The organism is Streptomyces lavendofoliae, assembly GCF_014649735.1.
In the GTDB taxonomy this organism is placed as follows: domain Bacteria; phylum Actinomycetota; class Actinomycetes; order Streptomycetales; family Streptomycetaceae; genus Streptomyces; species Streptomyces lavendofoliae.
The window spans coordinates 279,794-299,220 of record NZ_BMTP01000009.1; the positions used below are offsets into that span (position 1 = coordinate 279,794).

A 19,427-nucleotide genomic window follows, 5' to 3' on the forward strand; every position below is an offset into this window, starting at 1 on the left:
GCATGTTTGAGGCGAGCGGTATCGTTTGTGATGGCGGTCACTCTACGCGAGTAGTTTTCACGTGGAGAGGTTGCGAAATCAAGACAAAACACATCCTGCGGCCATGAGGGTTGTTGCGGCTGATCGATCAGTCCGCGAGGATCCAGCCAGCGCCGCCACCGGGGACCGACCCACCCTCCTGGCCGGCCGCCCGAATTGCCTGACCGGGCCGTCTTCCCGAACCCCCACCGGGTCCCGCAGAGAATTGGACCGACGTGGCTCAGCCCGTAGTTCTCATCGCCGACCCCCTGGACGCCGCAGCCCTCGAAGGTCTCGGCGCGGACTTCGACGTACGCCACTGCGACGGCTCGGACCGCGGCCGGCTGCTGGCCGCCCTGCCGGCCGCCGACGCCCTGATCATCCGCAGCGCGACCCGGGTCGACCGGGAGGCGCTCGCGGCCGCGCCCCGGCTGAGGATCGTGGCCAGAGCCGGAGTCGGGCTGGACAACGTCGACCTCGCCGCGGCGCGGGAGGCCGGAGTGGAGGTCGTCAACGCTCCGGACTCCAACACCACCAGCGTCGCCGAGCTGACGGTGGGACTGATCCTCGCCCTGCTGCGGCACATCCCGGCGGCCGGCGCCTCGGTGCGGGCCGGGGAGTGGAACCGTTCCGCCTTCCAGGGCGAGGAGTTGAGCGGCAAGACGGTCGGCATCCTCGGCTTCGGCAGGATCGGGCGGCTCGTCGCCCGCCGGCTGGCGGCCTTCGACGCGCGTCTGCTGGCCCACGATCCCCATGTGCCCGACGGTGTGGCGGAGGAACTGGGCGTCGAACCGGTGCGGTTCGACGCGCTCATGCGGCGGTCGGACGTCCTGACCGTCCACCTGCCGCGCACACCGGCGACGACCGGCATCATCGGCACCGCCGCGCTGGCGATGGCCAAGCCCACCCTCCGCCTCGTCAACACCTCACGCGGCGGCATCGTCGACGAGTCCGCCCTGGAAACCGCCCTCAAGGACAAGCGCGTCGCCGGCGCCGCCCTCGACGTCTTCGCCGTGGAGCCGGCCACCCACAACGGCCTGCTGGCCTACGACAACGTGCTCCCCACCCCGCACATCGGGGCCGGCACCCGTGACGCGCAGTACCGCGCGGGCCGCGACGCCGTATCGGCCGTCCGCCGCGCCCTCCTGCCGGAGGGCGGCCCGGCCCGGCCCTGATTCCCCGGCCAACAGCCCATATCGCGCAGGGAAGTTCGGCGACCGGCCGTCATTCGCCGACCGCGGGGGAAAGGGGAATACCCGTCCCTTTCCACGAAGGAATAGCGAGCCGGGGGCTTGCGGCAAAACCCGGGCGATGGCGCGCGATCACCTGCCCGAGGCGGACGCGCGACGTTCCGGACCCACTCCCGGCCGGGACCGGGAACAATCGGGAGCGGCGAATGCGTGTCGTGTCGTCCGTGTACGGGGTGTACGGGGCGCGCGGAAGTGCGGAACCGATGGTGGCGCTCGCGGTGCGGCTGCGCCGACTCGGCGCCGAGGTGACGCTGTGCGTGCCGCCGGGCGCGGAATGCACCGGACTGCGGGCCGCCGCCGGAGGCGGTACCCGTCGGCGGGCCGGTGCGCCCGCACCGGCCGCCGCCCGCGCGGTGCGGGCGCCCGCTGCCGCCGGGGGTGACCGACGACCCGGCACCTGTGGGAGATCGACGCCCGGAACGCCGACGACATGTTCGGGGAACCGCTCGACACGCCTACGCCCCGGGGCCGGGCATCCCGCCGGGTCGGGTGCCGGATCAGTGACGCCCCCGGAGGCCCCTGGCGACCAGCCAGGCGGCACCGAGGCTCGCGCCCGCCGCCGCGAACGCCGTCCCCGGCCGCATGCGGGTACCGATCCGTGCCGGATCAGTGACGCCCCCGGAGGCCCCTGGCGACCAGCCAGGCGGCACCGAGGCTCGCGCCCGCCGCCGCGAACGCCGTCCCCGGCCGCATGCGGGTACCGATCGGCAGGGCGTCCCTGAGCCGGTCGACGGCGCTCAGCGGTACGCCGAGGAGGGCGTTGGCGGGCGGCCTGCGGGGCACCGCGGGATGAGGACGCGTGGGGGCCGTACGGCGCACGATCTCCCACGCCGACCCCAGCCGCCGCAGGCGCGCGGTGTCGAGGGCCTCCTGGAGCCGGGGCAGCAGCAGGTCCTCCTCGTCGCGGATGTCCTGCCGGATCAGCGCGAACACCTCCGCGACGAGTTCGTCGTGGCGCGGATCGGCCGGACCGATCCTCTCCAGCTCGACCACGAGGTCGTTGATCCGCTGATGCTCGCCCTCGACCCTCGACGTCAGGTCCTCACCGTCGGGGACCTCGCCGGAGGCGGCCAGACGGCGCAGCGCGGGCCACAGGACGGTCTCCTCGGCGAACGCGTGGCTGAAGGTGAGCTGCACGATGTCGCGGAGGATGCGCTGTCGCTCGTCCGGCACCGGATCCGCCGCCGCCGCCGGCACCGGATCCGCCGCCGCCGCCGCCGCCGGCACCGGCACCGGCGACGCCCGGCCCGCCTCGTACGACGCCATGAGACGGTCGAGCTCCGCGTGGTCCCGGCGCTGCCTGGCCAGGATGCTGGCGTGACCGCCGAGCTCCTCGACGCTTTGTTCCGCGATGGACGGGGTCATGATCGCCCTCCCTGGTCGGCGTGTGGCAGGCAGCATGACGCCGACTACCCCGCACCGGCACCCACAGGCACCACATGCCCCGGTTTTCGCCCGACCGGAGCGGCTACTCGTGTCGCATGGATGCTTCTTTCACGAGTCGTCGTACGGCGCGTCGTCGTACGTCCGGAGCGCTGCGGCGGCTGCTGCCGTCGCCGGAGGGGCCCGGGCGGGTCCTGCGGGCGGTGGACCGGCTGGAGCGGTGGCCGGGTGCCGACCGGCTGATCGACGCCGTGCGGGCGGCCGTGCGGGCGGCGCCCCTGGGGGACGCGCGGGACGCGCTGCACGGGCGATGGCTCGGCCATCCGGTGCACCCCCTGATGGTGCAGGTGCCGATCGGGACCTGGCTGTCGGCCGCGGTGCTCGACGCGCTGCCCGGGCAGCGCCGGGGCGCGCGGGCGCTGGTCGGGGTCGGTCTGGCCGCCGCGGGGCCGGCGGCGGTCGCCGGGTGGACGGACTGGGCCGAGCTGCCCAAGGAGCAGCAGCGCGTCGGCCTGGTGCACGCGGCCGGCAACGTCACCGCCGTCGCGCTGTACGCCGCGTCCTTCGCCGCCAGGTGCCGGGGCCGCGAGGCGCGGGGCAAGGCCCTCGGGCTGGCCGGACTGGCCGCGGTGTCCCTGGGCGGGGCGCTGGGCGGCCACCTCGCCTACCGCCAGGCGTCCGGGGCGAACCACGCCGAGCAGGTGCCGCACCTGGTCGAACCCGGCTGGCACGAGGTGGGCGACCTCGCCGGTCTGCCCGTGGGCAGGGCGGTGCGGCGCCAGGTGGGCGAGGTGGCGGTCATGGTGGTCCGGGAACAGGACGACACCGTCCACGTCCTGGCCGACCGTTGCAGCCACATGGCCGGCCCGCTGTCGGAGGGCGAGATCGCCGACGGGTGCGTGCGCTGCCCCTGGCACGGCAGTGTGTTCCGGCTGGAGGACGGCTGGAACGTCCGGGGCCCCGCGACGGCGCCCCAGCCGGCCTTCGACACCCGGGTCTCCCAAGGCCGCCTGGAGGTACGCCTGCGGCACCTCGGCGGCACCACGGACGCCTCGGACGCGGCGTAACCCCGGGGCGGCGTCGTATCCCCGCCCCGCCGCCCCGCATCGCTCCGGCCCGTCGCGCCTGCCCGATCCGGCGTACCCCTCGCGTGTTACTTGCCGGTACGCCATGATGGCGGCGACCATCCACACGGCCGGGCGAGGTAGCGGTGACCACTTTCGAGGAACGGACCACGGTGCACGCCTTCCGGGACGACGCCCTGGGGGAACACGACGCCGTGGGGCTCGCCCGGGCGATCCGGCGGGGCGAGGTCGGCGCCGCCGAGGCCGCCCGGGCCGCGGCAGAGCGGGTGCGGGCGGTCGAGGACCGGCTCCACGCGGTCCAGGTGCGCGTGGACGCCCCGGCGCCCGCGGCCGGGACGGGCGGGGCCTTCGCCGGAGTGCCGACCTTCGTGAAGGACAACACCGACTACCTGGGACTGCCCACCGGCCACGGCAGCGCCGCCTTCACACCGAGGGCCGCGCGGCGGCACGCGCCGTTCGCCCGGCAGTTCCTGAGCAGCGGCGTCACGGTGCTGGGCAAGTCCCGGCTGCCCGAGTTCGGGTTCAGCCCCACCACGGAGTACGAGGGCGCCGACCCCGTCCGCAACCCCTGGGACACGGATCGGTCCGCGGGCGGTTCGTCGGGCGGCAGCGCGGCGCTCGTCGCCGCCGGGGTGGTGCCGATCGCCCACGCGAACGACGGTGCCGGGTCGATCCGTATCCCCGCCGCCTGCTGCGGACTGGTCGGCCTCAAACCGACCCGCGGCCGGGTCGTGCCCAACGCGCAGAGCCGTCAGCTGCCCATCGACATCGTCTCCGACGGCGTGGTGAGCCGGTCCGTGCGCGACACCGCCGCCTTCCTCGCCGCCGCCGAGACGTACTGGCGCAACCCCAAGCTGCCGCCCGTCGGCCTCGTCGAGGGGCCCTCGGAGCGGCGGCTGCGCGTCGGGTTCCTGCTCGACTCGCCGAACGGTGTCCGATCCGACAGCCCGACGCGGGCGGCCGTCATGGAGACGGCGGCCACCCTCGAACGGCTCGGCCACACCGTGGAGCCGGTGGACCTGGCGCTGGACCCCCGCTTCACCGACGACTTCCTCACCTACTGGGGGCTGCTGTCGTTCCTCCTCGGCGTCACGGGCCGGACCCTCGGCGCGGACTTCGACCGGCGCCGCATGGACGGCCTCAGCCGGGGACTGCGCGAGTCCTACCTCGGCAACTGGCGGCGCACCCCCGGGGTGCTGAAGAGGCTGAAGCGCACCAGGGTGGCCTACGCGGCGGCGTTCCGCGGGCTCGACCTGGTGCTGTCCCCCGTGCTCGCCAGGACCACGCCGCCCATCGGCCACCTCAGCCCGGCCGTCCCCTACGAGGAACTGATGGAACGGATCCTCGCGCACGTCGCCTTCACCCCGCTCAACAACGTGGTCGGCACCCCGTCGATCTCGGTGCCCGCCGCGCGTACGACGGAGGACGGGCTGCCGATCGGCGTCATGTTCTCCGGCCGTCCCGGCAGCGAACGGACGCTCCTCGACGTCGCGTTCGCCCTGGAGGCGGACCGCCCCTTCCGGCGCGTCCAGGACGTCTGACCGGCCGGGCGTCGCGGCGCGCCGGCGGGTCAGGCCGGGCAGATGCGGGGCGGCAGCCCCTGGTACACGCCCCGGCGTTCGTCCTCGTCCAGGTCGCGGCCCATGACCTCGCACACGTGCCGCTTCCACAGCGCGGGGTCGAGGCGCAGCGTGTCCACCCGCCCGTCGCGCCCCGACCGGAGCAGCGTCCTGCCGCCCCTGGCCGCGGCGAGGAAGTACTGCTCCTCGGCGAAGTCGTACGACTCGCTGCGCTTGAGGTCCGCCAGCCTCAGGAAGCGCACGGACGTCCCGGCGGCCAGGAAGAAGTCGGAGCTCTCCCCCACGAAGCCCGCCTGGTACAGATCGGACTTCAGCGGCCCGATCGGCCCGACGACGCGCTCCGGCTTCCCCTTCCCGGACGGCGGCACCGACCACAGCTCCAGCATCTCGCCCTTCGTCTTGGCCGCCGCGTACCGCCCGCTCGTGTCGAGCACGGCGTTGACCACGTCCGGGCCGAGCCTCAGGCGCCGCTCCCGGTTCTCGCGTCCGGTCCGGAGGCCGACGGCGTAGAGCGTCGGATCCCCGTCGATCATGATGCGGACGTGGCCCGGTTCGGGGTGCCCGTCCAGGAAGAACCGCGGGGACTTCTTCCCGCTGAGCCCGAGGTCGTTCACGTCGAAGGGCTTCGACCGGCGCTCGCCGGTGCGGGCGTCCCAGTGCTCGATGCGCGTACCGGAGACCGTCACCAGCTCGCCGTCGGCGGGGAACATGAACTCCACCGCCTGCGGCTCGCCCTCGCCGTCGAGGGGCGGCATGGCCGTGGTGACCTCCGCGACCAGGCGGAGGGACGGGAGCTCCCGGACGGCGACCCGGTCGCGGGCGACGAGGTCGGCGACGAGCGTCTCGGCACGGTTGACGATGAGGTCCCGGCTCTTCTCAGGCGCCGTGGCCATGTCCCTCTTCACGGACGCGAGGATCCTCAGGCCCCCGGTCCGGTCGTCGTCCACGCTCTCGCTCGAGTCGACGACGGCCAGCCGCTCGCCGCGCTCGCCGAGGTGGGCCAGCATGCGGGTGCCGCGGGCGAGCAGCACCGGAGGACTGGCGACCTCGTCGCGGCCGAGGGTCAGCGGATACCCGGTCACCGCGGTCTCGTCCCAGGCGGCCATGGTCGGCGCGCGGGGGTCCCCGATGAGGGGCAGGTCGGTCATGAGCGTGGTCCTCGGTCCGAAGAAGGGCTTCACCCCGCGCCCCGGCCGCCTGTCGATCAGGTGCCAGCCCCCCAGCTCGCGCACGGCGTACTGCTCACCCGTCACGCCGATCGCAATGCTGTTGCAGCTCGTTTCCACGTCGTAGCGGTGCAGTTCACGCCCGTCCGCCACGCGGACGAGACGGTAGCTGCTGTCACTCGCGGTCGACCCGCGCAGGCACACGGCGAGCGTGGTCCCGTCGCCGGACAAGCCCAACTGGGCGACGGAGGAACTCCGGTACACCCCGTCCGCGAGGGTACGCGTCCGGCCCGTGCGGGTGTCGACAGCGACCATCCAGGACCCGGGATCCCGGACCGTCCGTCTGCGCTGGACCACGACCGTGTCCCCGTCCGGGCCGTACCACACCCTCTCGACGACCGGCCCGGTCACCGGGACTTCCCGCCGTTCCCGCTTCACCAGGTCCCACACCCACAACCGCTTGTCGGGCCCTTCCTCGTCCTCCCTGACGACGTGGACCGCGGCCACCCGGGTGCCGTCGGGGGAGAGGGCCGCGATGCCGCCCGGGTCGGTCATGGCCGTACCGGGGGAGTTCAGGGCGGGTCCCCGGATCGTCTCCGCCCGGCCCAGCGCGTCCTCGGCGTTCTTCGCCCCGCGACGCACGTCCCGCCAGGTCAGCCGGCCGTCCGCCAGATAGGCGATCCGCCGGCCGTCCGCGCTGACCATCGGGGCACTGGCCTCCGCAGGGAGCCGCAGGGACACCCGCAGCACCGTGCCCCCGCCGCGGAGGAAGAGCGTCGCCCGCCCTTGCTCGGTCGTCACCAGCGTCACCGTGCCGTCCGCGCTCATGGCGACCGCGTCGATCTCCCCCTCGGTGCCGGTCAGCACCCACTCCGCGTCCTTGAACCGGTCGTATCTGCGCAGCAGGGCGCTGCGGGCCTCCTGGGTGGGCGCGATGTCGTACGCCGCCACCGCGGCCAGCGCGGCCTGCCCCGGGTCCCTGGTGGCCATCTCCTCGGAGAGGCCGGCCAGTGCCCGTGACCGCGACTCCGCCTCCCGCTGCTCGTTGACCTCCGCCTGCTGGACGAGGAAGGTGCCGAGCCCCGCGATGAGCGCGAACACCCCGGCCACCGCCGTCCACGCGGCCCGCAGCCGTGCCCGGCGCGTACGGTGCCGCCGGCGCGCGAGAGCGAGGAAGCCCCGTTCGTCCTCGGTCAGCTCCTCCTCGCGCCCGGCCGTCCACCGCTCGATCGCCGCGAGCTGCGACCGGCCGGGCAGCAGGTCGGGGGACCGTCCCCCGCGCTCCCACCGCTCGCGGTCGTGCCCCAGTTCGCCCCGGCCGGCCAGGAACGCGCCGTCGGACCGCACCTGTCGCGCGAGCGCGGGCCAGGCGGTGATCAGTGCCTCGTGGGCCAGTTCGGCGGTCTCCGGCTCGTTCTCACCGCCGTGCAGGACGAGCAGGCGCCGCTCGGCGAACGACCGGGCGATCCTCCACCGGGTCTCGCCGGCCTCGGCACGGGTGAGGCGGCGGCGCAACGGCTTCTCGCTGCCGGGGTGCATCCGGACGAGCCCGGTGAGCAACCGCAGCGCTTCGGCCTCCGGGGCGTCCGGTCCGCCGACGCAGTCCTCCCAGACGCGCTCCGCGTGCAGCTCCAGCGCTCCGGAGACGCCCTTCAGGTCCTCGTACGTCGTCGCCCGCAGCCGCCCGTCCGCCCGCTGTTCCCACAACTGCTCCAGGACGAACCCCAGCAGCGGCAGGACCCCCGGCGCGCCCCCCGCGTCGTCCAGGATGCGCCGCTCCAGACCGGCGTCGTACACCACGCCCGGAACCCGTTCCAGGGGCCGCGCGACCACCTGCGCGAGCTGGTCCCGGGCCATGGGCGTCAGCGGGAGCTGCCGGCCCCCGCCCATGGTGGACCCGAGCCGGGGATGGCGCAGGACCGCGTCGACGAAGTCCGCCCGGAGCGTGGCCAGCACCCGCACGCCGTCCGGCAGGCGGTCGGGGAAAAGCAGGTCGATGGCCCGGGCGACCTCGGCGTCGGTGCGGTCCAGGAGCGCTTCGGCCTGGTCGAGGACGACCAGGAGCCTGGCGGAGGTCGAGCGGCGCAGCCGGTGGAAGGTGTCCGTGAGGCCCTTCGCCGTCAGCCACCTCTCGACGGTGTCGGCGTCCGGCGCCTGCGGCGGCAGCCCGTACCGTCCCGTCCGGGCGGCCTCGTACAGCTCGGTGGCGAGCGCGGAGAGCGGGGACGAGACCTGCCCGGCGTTCACCACCAGGACGTCGTACCCCGCCTGCCGCATCCGGGGCACCACTCCGGCCAGCGCCAGCGACGACTTGCCCGAGCCGGACGGCCCGTACAGGGTGACGGCCCTGCGTGCGTCGCGCAGCACACCGGCCACCCGCTCGATCTCCTCGTCCCGGCCGAAGAAGACGTCCGCGTCGCCCTCCTGGAAGGTGGCCAGTCCCCGGAAGGGGGACGCCGGGAGGAGGATCCGTTCGAGCTGCGCCAGCTCCGCGGCCATGGTGCCGGTGCGGAGGACGAAGGCCTGCTGGCCCTCCCGCTCGGGCTGGGCCGCCACCACCAGGCCGACGGCCGCCCCGATGTCGTTGTCCCAGACGGGGCTGCCGCTGAACCCCGGCCTGATGTGCGCGCTCTGCCCGTCGGCGCGGGACAGCTGGACCCAGCCCTCGCCGGTGCTCCCGCTCAGCTTGCCGCGGAACCAGATCTCACCCGGCTCGCCGCCGGTGAAGCCCACGACCCGCGCCCCGTGGTCCCAGACGCTGGCGGGGTCGGCCATGGGCAGCGGACGCACACCGGGCACGGGTTCCCGCAGCCGCAGGACGGCCATGTCACCGGTGCGGTCCGGCCGGGTGGGCACCCAGTGCTCGACCTCCCCGGTCCGGCGCAGTGGCCCCGCCCGGCCGGCCGGGCGGGCGGCCAGCGGGAACTCGACCGTGACGCCGGTCCCCTCCGGCACCGGTTCGTGCCGGGGCCGGCCCAGGGCGTCGGACACCACATGGGCGCAGGTCAGCACCAGGTCGGGGGCGATGAGCGCACCCGCGCCGGCGACCTCGCCGTCCGGTCCCGCGATCCGGGCGACCGTCGAGGCCAGGATCCCGTCCGCGCTGCGCTGTTCCGCCCCCGTCACCGGCGACCTCCGCGTTCCGTCGTCGGGCCGCCCGGTCACGCCCCCTGCGGATTATCGCCAGCCACGTCGCGTGCGTCACTCCTGTTCCAGGTCAGACTGACCGTGAAATTGGCCGACGTCGCGGTGCTGGCGATGACGACGTCCGCCTGGGCGGACAGGGACACGCCGAACTCCAGCGTGATCTCGTCCGGCGCGTTCGCCATGCCGCCGAACCGGTTGACGAAGCTCTCCGCCACCGGCCGTACGGTGTCCAGCATCTGGCCGAAGGTCCGCTCGGCACGCGCCACGGCACGGTCGCCGCGACCCACCCGGACGAGGTCGTCCTCCTGCTCCCGTACCTGGACGCGGATCGTTTCGTCGCTGCCGTCGCCCAGCGGCACGTCGATGTGGACAAGGCGTTCACTCATGTCTTCCTCCAGCGGCCGGGGGCTGGCGATCATAACGAACCGACGCACCTTTGCCGCAAGGGGAGTTGGGACGGGTCCCGCGCCGCCGCCGGGAACCCGGTCCCTCGCCGGACCCGGCCGGCGGCGCCGGCGGCCGGTAGAGTCGGGACGACATGAAGGTCCTGCTCAGGCGGAGGGGGTGGCACGTGAAGCGTCCGACGATGGCGGACATCGCGCGTCGCGCGGGCGTCTCCAAGGTCGCCGTCTCGTACGCCCTCAACGACCAGCCCGGTGTGTCCGAGGGGACCAGGGCGTCCATCAAGGCCATCGCCGAGGAACTCGGGTGGCGGCCCAACAGCGCCGCCCGTGCCCTCAGCGGGGCGAGGGCGCAGGCGGTCGGGCTGGTCGTGCGCCGGCCGGCGCGGACGCTGGGCGTCGAGCAGTTCTTCATGGAGTTCGTCAGCGGCATCGAGGGCGTGCTCTCCGGACGGTCGTACGCGCTGATGCTGCAGATGGTGGAGACCCACCAGCAGGAGACCGCGGTCCACCGGCGCTGGTGGGGCGAGGGCCGGGTGGACGGGGTGTTCCTGGTGGACCTGCACTCGGCGGACACGCGCGTCCACGCCGTCGAGGAACTGGGGCTGCCGGCCGTGGTCGTCGGCCCGCCCGGGACCTCGGGGTCCCTGCCCTCGGTGTGGTCCGACGACGGCGAGAGCGTGCGCGAGATCGTGCGCTACCTGGCCGCCCTCGGCCACCGGCGCGTCGCCCGGGTGGCCGGCCCCGTCGAGCTGGCCCACACCGCCGAGCGGGACGCCGCGATGCTCGACGTCTGCCGGGAGGCGGGCCTGCCCGAACCGGCCGTCGTCCACACCGACTACACGGGAGACGAAGGGGCACGGGCGGCACGCCGTCTGCTCATCGGACCGGACCGCCCCACCGCGATGGTCTTCGACAACGACATCATGGCGGTGGCGGCCCTGTCGGTGGCCCAGGAGCTGCGCCTCGACGTCCCGGCCGACCTGTCCATCGTCGCCTGGGACGAGTCGCCGCTCACCCGGGTCGTCCGCCCCGCGCTCTCCGCGGTGTCCCGGGACATCCCGGCCTACGGCGCCCGCGCGGCCGAGGCGTTGCTCGCCTCCGTCGCCGGCGAGCGCGTCGCCGACGTCCGCGAGGGGCCCGCCCGGCTCGTACCGCGGGGGAGCACCTCCCCGCCGCGTACCGGCACCGGCTGAACCGCCCGGACCCGCGGGCCGCCGCCGGCCTACTTGGTGGCGCCCTGCGCGAACCCGTTGTAGATCCACCGCTGGAGGAGCAGGAAGACGACCAGGGTCGGGACGATCACCAGGATCGCGCCCGCCGAGATGGCCTCCCAGTGCGCCCCGAAGGGGCCCTTGAAGCGGAAGAGGGCGGTGGAGATGGTGCCGAGGTCCTCCGAGTGCAGGTACAGGAACGGGATGTAGAAGTCGTTGTACGTGGTGATCCCCTTGATGATGACCACGGTCGCGACGGCGGGCTTCAGCAGCGGGAAAATGATCTTGCGGTAGATGGTGAAGGTGTTGGCGCCGTCGAGCCGGGCCGCCTCGTCCAGTGACACCGGGATGCCCCGGATGAACTGCAGGAAGATGTAGACGGAGACGATGTCGGTGCCCATGTAGAGCAGGATGGGTGCCCAGCGGGTGTCGACCAGTTCGAAACCGTTGATCAGCTGGAAGGTCGCCACCTGCGTCGTCACGCCCGGCACCAGGGTCGCGACCAGGAACAGCGCCATCACGAGCTTCTTGGCGCGGAACTCGAAGCGGTCGATCGCGTAGGCCGTCATCGATCCGATGACCACGGTGCCGCCGATCGAGAAGAACAGGATGAACGCGGTGTTGCCGAAGGCGGTCAGCATGTGGCCGTCGGTGAAGGCGGTGGCGTAGTTCTCCAGGTTCAGCCAGTCGCCGGGGAGGGAGAGCGCGCCTCCCTCGGAGACCTCCTCGGACGTCTTGAGGGACGTGAGGAGGACGACGGCCAGCGGCAGCAGCACCACCACGGTCGCCACCAGCAGCGACAGATAGGTCAGAGCCGTCCCCACGGGGAGGCGGCGCCGGGTGGCCGGGGCGCCCGGCGCCGGGCCGGCCGAAGCCGCCGGGGCGGTGGGGGCGGCCGGGGTGGCAGGGGTGGCGGTCGGGTCCGGGGTCATACGAGGTCCACCTTGTCGTCGGGCACGAGGCGGCGCTGGATCCAGGTGATCAGCAGGATGATCGCCAGCAGCACCACGGCGGCGGCCGAGGCCAGGCCGGTCTTGTTGAACTGGAAGGCGAGCTTGACCGTCTGGATGACGAAGGTCGACGTGCCGGTCGCGCCGCCGGTCATGATGTAGGGGATCTCGAACACCGACAGGGAGCCGGAGATCGCCAGGATGATGCTCAGGCTGAGCACCGGTTTGATGCTCGGGGCGATGATGTGCCGGAACCGCTGCCACTTCCCGGCGCCGTCCAGCTCGGCCGCTTCGTAGAGCTCGCCCGGGATGGACTGGATCGCGCCGAGGAAGAGCACGAAGTTCAGCCCGGTGAAGCGCCACACGGACACACCCGCCAGCGAGACGTTGGCCGACGTGGGGTCACCGAGCCACGCGTGGTCGGTCCGCACGCCCAGCCAGGACAGCACCGAGTCGAGCGTGCCGCCGTCCTGGAAGAAGTACAGGAAGACGAAGCCGATCGCGACACCGTTGATGAGGTACGGGAAGAAGAGGACGCCCTTGAAGAAGTTGCGGAACCTGAGGTTGAAGCTGAGGACCGTCGCGAAGTAGAGGGCGACGCCGATCTGGAGGACGGAGGCGGCCAGGTAGTAGCCGCTGACGAAGAAGACCCGGAAGAGTTCGGGACGGGTGAAGATCTGTACGTAGTTGTCGGCGCCGGTGAGGTTCCGTTCGGGGCTGACGCCGTCCCAGTCGGTGAAGCTGTAGGCGACCATGCTCGCCACCGGGACGTAGGTGAACGTGATCAGCAGGGCCAGCGGCGCCGCCAGGAACAGCCAGGGGGTGATCCGCTGGAGCGGGGAGTGGCGCCAGGAGCGGCCCTGGGGCGTCCGGCGGCCCGGGTGCCGCGTCGCCCCGCGCCCCGCCCGGCGGACGGTGCGGGGCGAACGCCGCGAGCCCGCGAGGGGAGCCCGGGGTGCGGTGTCGGTCGTCTCGGTCATGTCGGCCTTTCGTGTCCGCGGGTGCGGGAGGACGTGGGCCCCGGCCGGGTGGGTGCGCGGCCGGGGCCCGTGGCCGCCGGGTCAGGAGCCGGCGGTCTTCGCTGCCTCGTCCCACTTCTTGTCGAGCTCGGAGAAGTAGCCCTGGAGGCTGCCCTTCTGCGCCCCGCGGGCGATGTCGATCAGCTTCTGCCGGTAGTCGGGCTTGTTGAGGCCGAGTTCGGCGGCGTTGTCGATCGCGTTGACCGGCCCGGTCTGCGCCTCGGACCGCTCCACCAGGGTGACATCGTTGTCAACAAAGTCCTTGAGCGTGGCCGGCAGAGGCGCGGACTTCAGGGCCGGGACCGCTCCCTCGGTCTCCGAGTAGCCGGACTTCCCGGTGAACCAGTCGATCCACGCGCGGGCCGCGGACTTGTGCTCGGAGTGGATGCTCACGGCCTGCTGGTAGTCGGAGACGAGCGTGGCGCAGAACTTCCCGTCCTTCTGGGCGGGGAAGGGCAGGAAGCCGATGTCGGCGGGAGAGCCGCCGGCGTCCTTCGCCGCCGCCTGCATCTGGGTGATCGCCCAGGAGCCCAGCATCATGGAGCCGACCTCGCCCTTGCCGAGGAGTCCCTTGGAGTTCTCCCAGTTGGTGGTCGACGGGTCCTTCTCCGACAGACCGCGCTTGACGATGTCGTGCAGCAGGGAGTCGATCGTGTGCAGTTCGCCGCCCTCCTTCCAGGGCGAGACGGCACCGGCGAGCTTGTCGGTGGCCTTCGGGTCGCAGGTCACCGAGCCGATGTTGGCGGTCCACTGGACCAGGGGCCAGCCGTCCTTGAAGTTGGTGTAGTAGGGGGTCGCCCCGGTCTTCTTCCCGATGGCCTCCAGGGCGGCGGTGAACTCCCCGGGGGTCCTGGGCCACTGGGTGACGCCGGCCTTCTTCCACAGCGCCTTGTTGTAGACGAAGCCGTTGGCCGTGCCGAACTGGGCTATGCCGTAGACCTTCCCGCCGACCTCGGTCTTGTCGGTGAAGCGGTAGGTGCGCGACAACTCGGGCGTGGACCCGAGGGGGGCGAAGAACTTCGGGTAGTCGTTCTTGGCGACCGCCGCGGGGATCATCAGCACGTCGCCGTACGCCTTGGTGTTCATACGGATCTTGACCTCCCCCTCGTAGTCGGTGATGCCCTCGAAGGTCACCTTCACCTTGGGGTAGATCTTGTTGAACTCGGCGGCGTAACGCTTCATCACCCCGTTCTGCACGAGGTCGGTGCGGTGCGTCAGAACCTTGATCTCGCCCGAGACGGCCCCCGGGTCGGCAGGGGCGGCCGCCGTCTCGCCGGAAGTGCCGCCTCCACCGCCGCATCCGGTCACGGTCAGCATCGCGACGGTGAGAAGCGCGCCCGCGAGCGTCTTCGTCTTCCCCATGTGCCCAACTCCTTCAGGGTTACGGCTCAGGTCTACGGGTGGGATGTCGGCACTATGTCAGCCAGAGGTGAACCGGTAAAGTGCTGGTTTCCGGCGCGATGCCCAATCGTTACCGAGAACCCCTCCCAGGCCCTTGCCGACTGCCCGGTCGGCGGTTGTGCGCACACGGCGTGTCACTGAACCGAGCTTTACCGGTTCATGGACATGGCGGGGTGATCCGGTTAGGTTGACCCGCGTCGCACCCGCACCCCGCCCCGTCAGGCGATTGGAGCCGCACACCATGAAGGACGTCACCCAGCTGCACGACGGCTGGAGCCTGCGCCACGACGAACGACTGCTCCCGGCGCGCGTGCCCGGCTGCGTGCACACCGACCTGATGGCGGCCGGGGTCATACCCGACCCGTACATCGGGCGGAACGAGACCGAGGTCGCATGGGTGGGCCGGCGGGCCTGGTCGTACCTCACCGACCTGGCCCACGACAGCGCGCACGAGCGGACCGACCTGGTCTTCGACGGCCTGGACACCGCCGCGACGATCACCCTCGCCGGCGAGACGCTGGGCACGACCCGCAACATGCACCGGCGCCACCGCTTCGACGTCACCGGACGCACCGGCGCCCTGGAAGTGCGGTTCGCCTCCGCGTACGACGAGGCCGCCGGCGTCCGGGCCCTGACCGGGGAGCGGCCGAACGTCTACCCCGAGCCGTTCCAGTACATCCGCAAGATGGCCTGCGGCTTCGGATGGGACTGGGGCCCGACCGTCGTGACCGCCGGCATGTGGCGTCCGGTGCGGCTCGAACACTGGTCGACGGCGCGGATCGACGACGTCCGCCCGCTGGTCACCGTCGACGACGGGACGGGGCACGTGGAGGTGAGACTGCGGGTGCGGCGCTCGGAGCGCGGCGGCGGACGCCCGCTCACCGCCCGCGCCACCGTGCGGGGGCACACGGCCGAGGCCACCTTCACCGGCGACGAGGCCGTCCTGCGCCTGCGGGTCCCCGAGCCCCGGCTGTGGTGGCCGCGCGGCTACGGCGACCAGCCGCTGTACGACCTCGACGTCACGCTGCTCGACGACGGGGACGCGCTCGACACCTGGCACCGGCGGATCGGCTTCCGGACGGTGGTCGTCGACCGGTCCGCCGACGCGCACGGCACCGGGTTCACCTTCGTCGTCAACGGTGTGCGGATCTTCGCCCGGGGCGTCAACTGGATCCCCGACGACGTCCTGCCGTCCCGCGTCACCCCCGAGCGGTACCGGGCGCGGCTGCTCCAGGCCGCGCGGGCCAACGTCGACCTGGTACGCGTGTGGGGCGGCGGCATCTACGAGGACGACTCCTTCTACGACGCCTGCGACGAGCTCGGCCTGATGGTCTGGCAGGACTTCCTCTTCGCCTGCGCCGCCTACCCGGAGGAGCAGCCGCTGCGCGGCGAGGTCGAGGCCGAGGCCCGCGACAACGTTGTCCGGCTGATGCCCCACCCCAGCCTGGTGCTGTGGAACGGCAACAACGAGAACCTGTGGGGCTTCCGCGACTGGGGCTGGGAGCCGGGCCTCGCGGGTGACTCCTGGGGCGAGGGCTACTACCTCGGGCTCCTCCCGCGGATCGTCGCCGAACTCGACCCGACCCGCCCCTACACGGCGGGCAGCCCCTGGTCGGGCTCCTGGGACCACCACCCCAACGACCCCCGGCACGGCACCCACCACTCGTGGGAGGTGTGGAACCGACAGGACTACGCCGAGTACCGGGCGAGCGTCCCCCGCTTCGTCGCGGAGTTCGGCTGGCAGGCGCCGCCCGCCCTGGCGACGCTGCGGCGCGCCCTGCCCGGGGAGGCCCTCGCCCCGGACTCGCCGGGCATGCTGCACCACCAGAAGGCCGAGGACGGCAACGGGAAGCTGAACCGGGGCATCGCCCGCCACTTCGTCCTCCCCGAGGACGACTTCGACCGCTGGCACTACCTGGCCCAGGTGGTGCAGGCGCGCGCCGTCGCGGCGGGCATCGAGCACTGGCGGGCGCACTGGCCGGTGTGCGCGGGCACGGTCGTCTGGCAGCTCAACGACTGCTGGCCGGTCAGCTCGTGGGCCGCCGTCGACGGCGACGGCCGGCTCAAGCCGCTCCACCACGAACTGCGCCGGGTGTACGCCGACCGCCTGCTGACCCTCCTGCCGGGCGAGGACGGCCCGGTGCTCGCCGTCGACAACCAGTCCGCCGAGCCCTGGCGCGCGGCCGTGACCCTGCGCCTGCTCGACGCGGACGGCGGCGTGGTCCGGGAGACCGTGGCCGAGGTGGCCGCCGGGCCCCGGTCGGTGGCGAGGACGGTGATCCCGGCCGGACTCCGCCCCGCCCCCGGGTCGTCCAAGGAGTTCCTGGTGGCCGACGCGGACGGCCTGCGTGCGGTCCACTTCCCCGTACCGGACAAGGAGTTCGCCCATCCCTCGCCCCGCTACGACGTCCGCACCGAGGCCGTGCCCGGGCAGGCCGGCGACGCGGTGGACGTGGTGGTCACGGCGCACACCCTGGTGCGGGACCTCCTGCTCCAGGCCGACCGGCTCGCCCCCGGGGCGGTCGCGGACCGGGGGCTGCTGACCCTGCTGCCCGGCGAGGAGGCCCGCATCAGGGTGACCGGCTGCGGCGACGTGGAGGCAACGGCCGCCCGGGCCGCGCTGTTCAGCGTGGACCCGGCGTGAATCCGGCGTCCCCGCGCATCACCATCAACGACGTCGCCGCCCGCGCCGGCGTCTCCAAGGGTGCCGTCTCCATGGCGTTCAACAACCGGCCCGGGGTCTCCCAGGCCACCCGCCAGCGGATCTTCGACGTCGCCCGCGAACTCGGCTGGACCCCGCACCAGACCGCGCGCAGCCTCTCCAGCCGGCGCGTCGACATCGTCGGACTGGCGATCTGCCGCCCGGCGAGACTGCTCGGCCTCGAACCGTTCTACATGGAGTTCATCTCCGGCATAGAGAGCGTCCTGGCCGAGCGCTCCTGCTCGCTGCTGCTCCGGCTGGTGCGCGACCTGCGCGAGGAGATCACCCTGTACGAGGGGTGGTGGCGCGGCAAGATGATCGGCGGCGCCATCCTGGTCGACTTCCACGACGACGACCCCCGGGTGCCGGCGCTCAGGGCCATGGGGCTGCCCGCGGTCGCGGTGGGCCACCCGTCGCTGACGGGTGGTTTCCCCTCCGTGTGGACGGACGACGCGACCGCCGTGGCCGAGGCGGTGCGCTACCTGGCCGCGCTGGGCCACCGGCGCATCGCCCGCGTCGGCGGCCCGGCCGGTCTGGGGCACAGCGGCATCCGGGGGGCGGCGTTCGGGACGGCGATGGCCGAACTGGGCCTGGACGGCCGCCGCCAGGTGGCCACCGGCTTCGCCGGCGAGGACGGCGCCCGGGCGACCCGTGGCCTGCTGCTGACACCGGACCGGCCGACGGCGATCGTGTACGACAACGACATCATGGCCGTCGCGGGCGCGGCGGTGGCCGCCGAGATGGGGCTGACCGTGCCCGACGACGTGTCGCTCCTCGCCTGGGACGACTCCCAGCTGTGCCGGCTCACGCATCCGCCGCTGTCGGCGATGAGCCACGACGTGCACCACTTCGGCGGGGAGGTCGCCCGCGCCCTGTTCGGGGTGATCGACGGTTCGGGTGGCGAGTCGCTCCAGGTGCCGACGCCGTCGCTGACGCCGCGGGGGTCCACCGGGCCGCCGCGGCGGTAGCGGGCCGGCGGGCCGGGGCCGTACCTCCTCACCGGGAGGTACGGCCCCGCGTCACACCGGCCGGGGTGCGCAGGGCGCCAGATTCCGCTCGCCCAGCCAGCGCAGGTGCTCGGCGGCGGTGGCGCCGCGCCCCCCGCCGTGGTCGCCGAAGGGCCATTCCCTGAGGGTCTTGTCCCCGGCGTAGCGCTCGTAGGCGGCGAGGACGGTGGACGGCGGGCAGACGGGGTCCATCAGCCCGGCGCTGAAGAGCGCGGGGGCCGTGGCTCGGCGGGCGAAGTGCACGCCGTCGAAGTAGCCGAGCGTGGCGAAGACCCGGTCGGGGTCCTGCCGGGACCGGTGGCGCAGGTGGGCCACGAGCTCGGTGTACGGACCCTCCGTCGCCGTCTCCGCGCCGCGCCGCATGTGGCAGAGGAAGGGGACGTCGGACAGCACCGCCGCGACGGCCCGGCCGGCGAGACCCGCGACGGCCAGGGCGAGCCCGCCGCCCTGGCTCGCGCCCTGGACGACGATCCGGGCGGCGTCCACGTGCGGCAGGAGGCGGGCCGCGTCCACCGCGCGGACGCAGTCGGTGATCAGGCGGCGGTAGTAGTGGTCGTGGGGGTCCTCGATGCCCCGGGTCATGAAGCCGTGGACCCACTGGGTGCCGGTGCCCTCGTACACGTCGGGAGTGTCGTCGCCCTGCCCGCGGCTGTCGACGACGAGATGGGCGTAACCGGCCGACGCGTACAGCAGGTGGTCGGTGGGCAGCCCGCGCCCCCCGCCGTAGCCGATGTACGTGACGACCGTCGGCGAGGGCCCTTCGGCATCCGAGGGCACGACGAGCCACCCGGCGACCGGCCGGCCGTCCCAGCCAGGGAAGCGGACGTCGTACACGTCGACGGTGACCAGCCGCGTGTCGGTGACCGGTGTCAGGACCGGTTCCCCGCCGAAGGCCCTGGACCGCCGCAGGGTCCCGGCCCAGAAGGCGTCGAAGTCGACGGGCTCCGGAGGGAGTTGTGCGCCACGGGCGGCCGGGTGGCCCACGGGCAGGTCGGTGTACGGCATGGTTCCGGTTCCTTCGTGCGGGTGGTTCGGGCCCCGCCCCCGCCGGGATCGGACACCGGCGGGGGCGGGGTGCGCGGGGTGGGGCGCCGGGGTGCGGCGC

At 73.3% G+C, this 19,427-nt stretch carries 13 protein-coding genes; 6 read left to right on the top strand and 7 right to left on the bottom strand.

The genetic code is table 11. From position 1 onward, the window contains the following. Positions 1–254: 254 nt before the first annotated feature. Entirely contained in the window at positions 255–1,193 is a 939-nt protein-coding gene (locus tag IE109_RS19180; protein ID WP_189552135.1) for a hydroxyacid dehydrogenase, read from the top strand. A gap of 681 nt (positions 1,194–1,874) precedes the next feature. On the opposite strand, the gene IE109_RS19185 is transcribed toward IE109_RS19180, so the two are convergent. Then, complete coding sequence (locus tag IE109_RS19185) at positions 1,875–2,633, bottom strand: hemerythrin domain-containing protein (protein ID WP_189552136.1); 759 nt, start codon at positions 2,631–2,633, stop codon at positions 1,875–1,877. A 116-nt stretch (positions 2,634–2,749) separates the two neighbouring features. Here IE109_RS19185 and IE109_RS19190 point away from each other — a divergent pair, with 116 nt between their 5' ends. Together IE109_RS19190 and IE109_RS19195 are read left to right on the top strand one after the other, a co-directional pair. Next, positions 2,750–3,718 (top strand): Rieske (2Fe-2S) protein, encoded by a 969-nt coding sequence (locus IE109_RS19190; protein WP_189552137.1) that lies wholly within the window; start codon positions 2,750–2,752, stop codon positions 3,716–3,718. Positions 3,719–3,861: 143 nt separating this feature from the next. Beyond that, complete coding sequence (locus IE109_RS19195; protein ID WP_189552138.1) at positions 3,862–5,277, top strand: amidase; 1,416 nt, start codon at positions 3,862–3,864, stop codon at positions 5,275–5,277. Between the two features lie 29 nt (positions 5,278–5,306). On the opposite strand, the gene IE109_RS19200 is transcribed toward IE109_RS19195, so the two are convergent. Then, positions 5,307–9,608, bottom strand: a complete 4,302-nt coding sequence (locus IE109_RS19200) for an nSTAND1 domain-containing NTPase (protein WP_189552139.1) — start codon at positions 9,606–9,608, stop codon at positions 5,307–5,309. Positions 9,609–9,643: 35 nt separating this feature from the next. Then, positions 9,644–10,048 (bottom strand): CU044_2847 family protein, encoded by a 405-nt coding sequence (locus tag IE109_RS19205; protein WP_308431372.1) that lies wholly within the window; start codon positions 10,046–10,048, stop codon positions 9,644–9,646. A 152-nt stretch (positions 10,049–10,200) separates the two neighbouring features. On the opposite strand from IE109_RS19205, the gene IE109_RS19210 reads away from it, so the two are divergent. Then, on the top strand, positions 10,201–11,226 hold the full coding sequence (locus IE109_RS19210; protein WP_189552140.1) for a LacI family DNA-binding transcriptional regulator: 1,026 nt from the start codon (positions 10,201–10,203) through the stop codon (positions 11,224–11,226). Positions 11,227–11,255: 29 nt separating this feature from the next. Here IE109_RS19210 and IE109_RS19215 read toward each other — a convergent pair whose 3' ends face one another. The 3 genes from IE109_RS19215 to IE109_RS19225 all read right to left on the bottom strand — a co-directional run bounded on the left by IE109_RS19215 (position 11,256) and on the right by IE109_RS19225 (position 14,575). After that, positions 11,256–12,176, bottom strand: a complete 921-nt coding sequence (locus tag IE109_RS19215; RefSeq protein WP_189552141.1) for a carbohydrate ABC transporter permease — start codon at positions 12,174–12,176, stop codon at positions 11,256–11,258. Next, the gene (locus tag IE109_RS19220; RefSeq protein ID WP_189552142.1) at positions 12,173–13,174 is read right to left on the bottom strand and encodes a carbohydrate ABC transporter permease; all 1,002 of its coding nucleotides are present in this window, start codon (positions 13,172–13,174) and stop codon (positions 12,173–12,175) included. Before IE109_RS19220 ends, IE109_RS19215 begins: the two co-directional genes overlap by 4 nt. 81 nt (positions 13,175–13,255) lie before the next feature. Beyond that, positions 13,256–14,575 (bottom strand): ABC transporter substrate-binding protein, encoded by a 1,320-nt coding sequence (locus IE109_RS19225; protein ID WP_189552143.1) that lies wholly within the window; start codon positions 14,573–14,575, stop codon positions 13,256–13,258. Between the two features lie 280 nt (positions 14,576–14,855). Between IE109_RS19225 and IE109_RS19230 the strand changes: the two genes are divergently transcribed. Beyond that, positions 14,856–17,258 (top strand): glycoside hydrolase family 2 protein, encoded by a 2,403-nt coding sequence (locus tag IE109_RS19230; protein ID WP_189552144.1) that lies wholly within the window; start codon positions 14,856–14,858, stop codon positions 17,256–17,258. Then, positions 17,255–18,283 carry a LacI family DNA-binding transcriptional regulator gene (locus IE109_RS19235; protein ID WP_189552145.1) on the top strand — a complete coding sequence of 343 codons (1,029 nt, stop codon included), beginning with the start codon at positions 17,255–17,257 and terminating at the stop codon, positions 18,281–18,283. Before IE109_RS19230 ends, IE109_RS19235 begins: the two co-directional genes overlap by 4 nt. Before the next feature lie 51 nt (positions 18,284–18,334). Here the strand turns inward: IE109_RS19235 and IE109_RS19240 are convergent, their stop codons facing one another. Next, the gene (locus IE109_RS19240; RefSeq protein ID WP_189552146.1) at positions 18,335–19,327 is read right to left on the bottom strand and encodes an acetylxylan esterase; all 993 of its coding nucleotides are present in this window, start codon (positions 19,325–19,327) and stop codon (positions 18,335–18,337) included. Positions 19,328–19,427: the final 100 nt, after the last annotated feature.